4 protein-coding genes are annotated in these 6,636 nt (G+C 69.8%); 2 read left to right on the plus strand and 2 right to left on the minus strand.

The window, feature by feature from the left end; translation table 11 throughout:
* Positions 1-27: 27 nt before the first annotated feature.
* Positions 28-1,491, minus strand: coding sequence for an FG-GAP-like repeat-containing protein (locus ABD335_RS30615; RefSeq protein WP_344329380.1), 1,464 nt, complete (start codon positions 1,489-1,491; stop codon positions 28-30).
* 302 nt (positions 1,492-1,793) lie between these two features.
* A complete protein-coding gene (locus tag ABD335_RS30620; RefSeq protein WP_344329381.1) occupies positions 1,794-4,061 on the minus strand; it encodes a (Fe-S)-binding protein in 2,268 nt (755 codons plus the stop codon).
* A 285-nt stretch (positions 4,062-4,346) separates the two neighbouring features.
* Here ABD335_RS30620 and ABD335_RS30625 point away from each other — a divergent pair, with 285 nt between their 5' ends.
* Both ABD335_RS30625 and ABD335_RS30630 read left to right on the plus strand, forming a co-directional pair.
* Positions 4,347-5,510, plus strand: a complete 1,164-nt coding sequence (locus tag ABD335_RS30625) for a PP2C family protein-serine/threonine phosphatase (RefSeq protein WP_344329382.1) — start codon at positions 4,347-4,349, stop codon at positions 5,508-5,510.
* 148 nt (positions 5,511-5,658) lie between these two features.
* Positions 5,659-6,636: Hsp70 family protein (locus ABD335_RS30630; RefSeq protein WP_344329383.1), on the plus strand; the 978-nt coding region annotated here is incomplete at its 3' end.

Below are 6,636 nucleotides of genomic sequence, written 5' to 3' on the forward strand. Positions count from 1 at the left end.
GGCCCCGTGGGGGGAAGGGACGGAGGGTCAGCCCGCGAAATTGACGCCGAGGAAGGGGCTGCCCGAGGTGGAGATGCCCGCCAGGGTGGGGGAGAAGGAGACGCCACCGCTCAGCCGGATCCGCTCGCCGTCCGACCGCATGGCGACGACCGCGCCGTTGCCGTCGTTCTCGCCGGCGACACCGATGGTCAGGTCGGCCCTGTCGTCGCCGTTCATGTCGGCGAGGTGGACGTCGCTGCCGAAGAAGTCGCTCGTCTCGTTGGAGCCGGGGACGCCCGCGGTGTTCTGGTCGAGGAACTGGGAGCCGGCGCCGGTGATGCCGGAGCCGTCCGAGGCGCCGTACAGGACGACGACCGCGCCGGTGTAGTCCACGCCGCTCAGCGACTCGCCGGGGGCTCCGACGGCGAGGTCGAGGTGGCCGTCGCCGTTGACGTCGCCCAGGTCCAGCTCGGCGCCGAAGGCGTCGCCCGTCTCGGAGGAGCCGGGGACGCCGGGGGAGTTCTGGGTGATGGTGAGGCGCTCGCCGTTCGGGCCGGAGGCGGAGCCGTGGATGATGTTGACCTTGCCGCCCGGGCTGCTGCCGGGCACCTCGGCGTCGAACTCCATGCCGATGACGATGTCGCCGAAGCCGTCGCTGTCGACGTCGCCGATGTCGGTGATGACGCCGGCGGGGAGCTTCTGCTCGCCGGTCTTCGTCAGGCCGGAGGCGGAGCCGGGCAGGTAGTAGTTGGCGTTCCAGTACTCCGTGCTGTCGTCCTCGAAGCCGTCCACGACGAGGTCGGCCTTGTCGTCGCCGTTGACGTCGCCGGAGTGGAGGTTCAGCGGGCCGTTGTCGCCGCCGCTGAGGATGGAGGGACGGACGCTGTAGACGCCGCCGGTCTGGCCCTGGGTCTTGCCGAAGCCGCCGCGGTAGACGCGGATGGTGGCGGAGCTGGAGCCGATCGCCAGGTCGGCCCTGTTGTCGCCGTTGAAGTCGGCGGCCTCCAGGACGTAGCCGAAGCGGTCGTGGGAGGAGACCGCCGGGTCGGGGACGACGGTGCCCCCGGACAGGCCGGACGCCGAGCCCCAGATGATCGTGACCATGCCGCCGTCGACGTCGTCGTCGACCTTCTCGCCGGGGGCTCCGACGGCGAGGTCGGTGTAGCCGTCCCGGTTGAAGTCGGCCGCGGCGGTGTCGTGGCCGAAGATGTCGCCGATCTCGGCGGAGCCGGGGACGCCGGAGCTGTTCTGGCTGACGAGCGTGCGCTTGGAGCTGGTGGTGAGGCCCTGGGTGGAGCCGTAGATCACCAGGACCTGGCCGGCGGCCTCCTTGCCGTTCACGTAGGCGAAGGGGGCCGAGACGGCGACGTCGAGGTAGCCGTCGCCGTTGAAGTCCGCGGTCGGACGGGCGCCGTCGGCGGCGGCCGTCCCGGCGGTGGCGACCACGAGGCCGCCGGTGAGGACGGCCACGGTGGTGGCGGCCGCCAGGGACGTGCGGAAACGTCTGTGCACTCGGAACTCTCCTGCTGCACGGGAGTGGGAGGGTGCCGCCCGACGTCCGTGACCGACGGGCGGCGGGCCCACGGATGTCACCGGGAATTGGTCCCCGGTTCACGTGGAGATGGCGCACGTACAGACCTCCAAGGGGGCGCCGCGGTTGTACGGAACGGAGCATTCCTTTCGCGTGCGCTGCGCGGGCGCGGGCAGCGCTCCCCCGCGTGCCCTCGCGCGTCCTGTCTCCGCGCCCGTTCACGCGCACGGGCGCGCAGACGGGCGCGCAGACNNNGACCCGCCCGTCGGGTGGGTCGGGTCGTCTACTTGGCGGGCTCGGGCTCGGGGGCCGAGGCGGTGTCCTCGGCCCCGTCCGGACCGGCGGGGGTCTTGACCGAGTCCAGCAGGAGCTGGGCCACGTCCACGACCTGCAGGTCCTCCTTGGCCTTGCCCTCGTTCTTCTTGCCGTTGACCGAGTCGCTCAGCATCACCAGGCAGAACGGGCAGGCGGTGGAGACGATGTCCGGGTTGAGCGACAGCGCCTCGTCCACGCGCTCGGCGTTGATGCGCTTGCCGATCCGCTCCTCCATCCACATCCGCGCGCCGCCGGCGCCGCAGCAGAAGCCGCGCTCCTTGTGGCGGTGCATCTCCTCGTTCCGCAGGCCCGGGACCTTGGCGATGATCTCGCGCGGGGGCGTGTAGACCTTGTTGTGGCGGCCCAGGTAGCAGGGGTCGTGGTAGGTGATCAGGCCCTCCACCGGGGTGACGGGGATCAGCTTCCCCTCGTCCACCAAGTGCTGGAGGAGCTGGGTGTGGTGGATGACCTCGTAGTGCCCGCCGAGCTGCGGGTACTCGTTGGCGATCGTGTTGAAGCAGTGCGGGCAGGTCGCGACGATCTTCTTCTTGGACGGCGGCAGCTTCGTCGACTCGTCCTCGTCGTCCTCGCCGAACGCCATGTTCAGCATCGCGACGTTCTCGGCGCCGAGCTGCTGGAAGAGGAACTCGTTGCCCAGCCGGCGGGCGGAGTCGCCGGTGCACTTCTCCTCGCCGCCCATGATCGCGAACTTCACGCCCGCGATGTGCAGCAGCTCGGCGAACGCCTTGGTGGTCTTCTTGGCGCGGTCCTCCAGGGCGCCGGCGCAGCCGACCCAGTACAGGTACTCGACCTCGGACAGGTCCTCCACGTCCTTGCCGACGACCGGGACCTCGAAGTCGACCTCCTTGGTCCACGCCAGCCGCTGCTTCTTGGCCAGGCCCCAGGGGTTGCCCTTCTTCTCCAGGTTCTTGAGCATCGTCCCGGCCTCGCTCGGGAAGGCGCTCTCGATCATCACCTGGTAGCGGCGCATGTCGACGATGTGGTCGACGTGCTCGATGTCCACCGGGCACTGCTCGACGCAGGCGCCGCAGGTGGTGCAGGACCACAGCACGTCCGGGTCGATGACGCCGTTCTCCTCCAGCGTCCCGATCAGCGGACGCTCGGCCTCGGCGAGAGCGGCGGCGGGCACGCCCGCCAGCTGCTCCTCGCTCGCCTTCTCCTCGCCCTCCACGGTCTTGCCGCCGCCCGCCAGCAGGTAGGGGGCCTTGGCGTGCGCGTGGTCGCGCAGCGACATGATCAGCAGCTTCGGGGAGAGCGGCTTGCCGGTGTTCCAGGCGGGGCACTGCGACTGGCAACGACCGCACTCGGTGCAGGTGGAGAAGTCCAGCAGGCCCTTCCAGGAGAACTGCTCGACCTGGGAGACGCCGAAGACGTCGTCCTCGCCGGGGTCCTCGAAGTCGATCGGCTTGCCGCCCGACGTCATCGGCTGGAGCGGGCCGAGGGCGGTGGAGCCGTCCGCGTTCCGCTTGAACCAGATGTTGGGGAAGGCCAGGAAGCGGTGCCAGGCGACGCCCATGTCGGTGTTGAGGCCGACGACGGTCATCCAGATCAGCGAGACGCTGATCTTGATCATCGCGGTGAAGTAGATCAGGTTCTGGAGCGTGCCCTCGTCCAGCCCGTCGAAGGCCGCGACCAGCGGGTACGAGACGAAGTACGCCGCCTCGTAGCCCTCGACGTGGTGGATCGCGCCCTCCAGGCCGCGCAGCACGAGGATCGCGAGGCCGATGGTGAGGATGACGTACTCGACGAAGTACGCCTGCCAGGCCGTCGAGCCGGCGAAGCGGGACTTGCGGCCGGGCCGGGTGGGCAGGTTGAGCAGCCGGATCGCGATCAGCACCAGGATGCCGAGGACCGTCGCCAGGCCGATGAACTCGATGTACATCTCGAACGGCAGGAAGCCGCCGAGGACGGGGAGGGTGAAGTCGGCCCGGAAGAGCTGCCCGTACGCCTGGGCGAGGGTCGGCGGAAGGGTGAGGAAGCCGATGGCGACGAACCAGTGCGCGACGCCCACGATGCCCCACCGGTTCATCCTGGTGTGGCCGAGGAACTCCTTGACCAGGGTGATCGTGCGCTGCTTCGGGGCGTCGGTGCGGGTGCCCGCGGGCACCGGCTGACCGAGCTTGACGAAGCGGTAGATCTGCGCGATGGCGCGGGCAAAGAGCGCAACGCCGACCGCGGTGATGACCAGCGAGACGACGATCGCGGCGAGTTGCATGACGGCTCCTCGAACCTGCGGGGGCGGTGCCTGCTGCTGCAAGCTTACTAAGCGGTAACTTATCCGATCTGTTCGAGACTACCCACTAACGCAGGGCCTCTGTAGACGCCTGGACGGTGATCTGCGTCGCTGAGGCCGCCCTTACAGCGCGGCTCCGGAGGGCGCCGGTCGGGGGCGGAGGTGTGCCCGGGCTGAGTCATCCTATAGATCTTCTCTCCGCTGAATTAATAGCAAATGCTGTAAAAAGGGATGAGTTGGATTGTCGTGGCCGGGAGGAAGGTCCCCATGCGCCTTCTGCGCTCGGGACCCGTGTGGGTCGCCCCGAGCATGTGGGGCCGGCGGTGGGTCTGGCTGTTCCTGCCGTGGCTGCTCGTCCTGGGGGTCGCCGTCGTGGAGGTGGCCGACGGCCTGGGGCACCACGTCTTCCACGCCGGTCCGCTGCTCTCCCCGGCGCCCGCGCTCGCCGCGATCCGCGGTCGCCCCCGCGACGTGCTCGCCGTCTCCGCCGCCGCGCTGGCCATCGGCGTGGGCGACTCCGTCGGCCACCACTGGAGCGGTGCGGACAACCACCCGGTCGTCCTGGTCTCCGTGGTCGTGGTGGGCGCGGCCGGTCTGATGGCGAGCGTGGCCCGGGAGCGGCGCGAGGGGCGGTTGGTGCGGCTGCGCCGGGTGGCCGAGGCCGCCCAACTGGCCGTGCTCTACCCGGTGCCCCACCTCGCGGGCGGACTGCGGTTGGCGGCCGGCTACAGCCCCGCCGAGTCCGACACGCTGATCGGCGGCGACCTGTACGGGGTCGTGACGTGCCGGGACCGCACGCGGCTGATCATCGGCGACGTGCGCGGCAAGGGCCTGCCCGCGATCCACATGGCGGCCGCGGTGCTCGGGGCGTTCCGGGAGGCGGCCCGGTACGAGACCACGCTGACGGCCGTCGCGGACCGCTGCTCGAACGCGGTGGCGTGGGTCGCCGACGGGCAGGAGGGGGACGAGCGGGAGGAGTCGTTCGTGACCGCCGCGCTGGTGGAGATCGAGGGGCCGGTGCTGCGCGTGGTCGACCTCGGCCACCCGCCGCCGCTGCTGCTCACGGCCGGCGACTGCCGTCCGCTGGTGGCCGAGCCGCTGCCGCCGCTGGGCCTGGTACACAGGTACGGGGGACTGCGCGGCGGCGAGCAGCCGGTCGTGACCCGGTGGCGGCCCGGCGACCGGTTGGTGCTCTACACCGACGGGATCGACGAGGCGCGCGACGACGGCGGCCGGTTCTTCCCTCTCGTCCCCGAACTGGAGGCCCTGCGTCCGGAGTCCACCGAGCGCCTGCCGGACCTGCTGCTGGAGGCCGTGGCCCGGCACACCGGCCGCAGGCTGCGCGACGACGCGGCCGTCGTGGCCGTGGAGTTCGACGCGCCGGGCCTGCCGGGGAGCGCGAGCGCCCGGGACGGGCTCGTCACCCCCTAGGATCGGGCGTCGGGCCGCGTGCGACCGGATGTGAGTCCACGGTCCGGAGAAGACTTGAGTCGCCGTGACTCAGTTCTCTTGACGATGTTCTCCCTCTGCTGCACCCTTGAGTCAGTTCTACTCAAGGCATGAGCTGGAGGAACCCGAAATGGCACGTGCGGTCGGCATCGACCTGGGTACGACGAACTCCGTCGTCAGTGTTCTGGAAGGCGGTGAGCCCACCGTCATCGCCAACGCCGAGGGCGCCAGGACCACGCCGTCCGTTGTGGCCTTCGCGAAGAACGGTGAGGTCCTGGTCGGTGAGGTGGCCAAGCGCCAGGCCGTCACCAACGTCGACAGGACGATCCGGTCGGTCAAGCGCCACATGGGCACCGACTGGAAGATCAACCTGGACGGCAAGGACTTCAACCCCCAGCAGATCAGCGCCTTCGTGCTGCAGAAGCTGAAGAGGGACGCCGAGGCGTACCTGGGCGAGAAGGTCACCGACGCGGTGATCACCGTGCCGGCGTACTTCAACGACCACGAGCGCCAGGCGACCAAGGAGGCCGGCGAGATCGCCGGTCTGAACGTGCTGCGCATCGTCAACGAGCCGACCGCCGCCGCCCTGGCCTACGGGCTGGAGAAGGAGGACCAGACGATCCTGGTCTTCGACCTCGGCGGTGGCACGTTCGACGTGTCCCTGCTGGAGATCGGCGACGGCGTCGTCGAGGTGAAGGCCACCAACGGTGACAACAACCTCGGCGGTGACGACTGGGACCAGCGGGTCGTCGACTACCTGGTCAAGCAGTTCCAGAACGCCCACGGCGTGGACCTCGCCAAGGACAAGATGGCCCTCCAGCGCCTGCGCGAGGCGGCGGAGAAGGCGAAGATCGAGCTCTCCAGCTCGACCGAGACCACTATCAACCTGCCCTACATCACGGCCTCGGCCGAGGGTCCGCTGCACCTGGACGAGAAGCTCACCCGCGCCCAGTTCCAGCAGCTCACCCAGGACCTGCTGGAGCGCTGCAAGATCCCGTTCCACAACGTCATCAAGGACGCGGGCATCTCGGTCTCCGAGATCGACCACGTCGTCCTGGTCGGTGGTTCGACGCGTATGCCCGCGGTCTCGGAGCTGGTCAAGGAGCTG

Origin of the sequence: Streptomyces macrosporus (assembly GCF_039533145.1) — a bacterium.
GTDB classification, from domain to species: domain Bacteria; phylum Actinomycetota; class Actinomycetes; order Streptomycetales; family Streptomycetaceae; genus Streptomyces; species Streptomyces macrosporus.

Bases quoted from the DNA above. Each gene is read 5' to 3' on its own strand.
- ABD335_RS30625 (WP_344329382.1), top strand. From the start codon at position 4,347: ATGCGCCTTCTGCGCTCGGGACCCGTGTGGGTCGCCCCGAGCATGTGG.
- ABD335_RS30620 (WP_344329381.1), bottom strand. From the start codon at position 4,061: ATGCAACTCGCCGCGATCGTCGTCTCGCTGGTCATCACCGCGGTCGGC.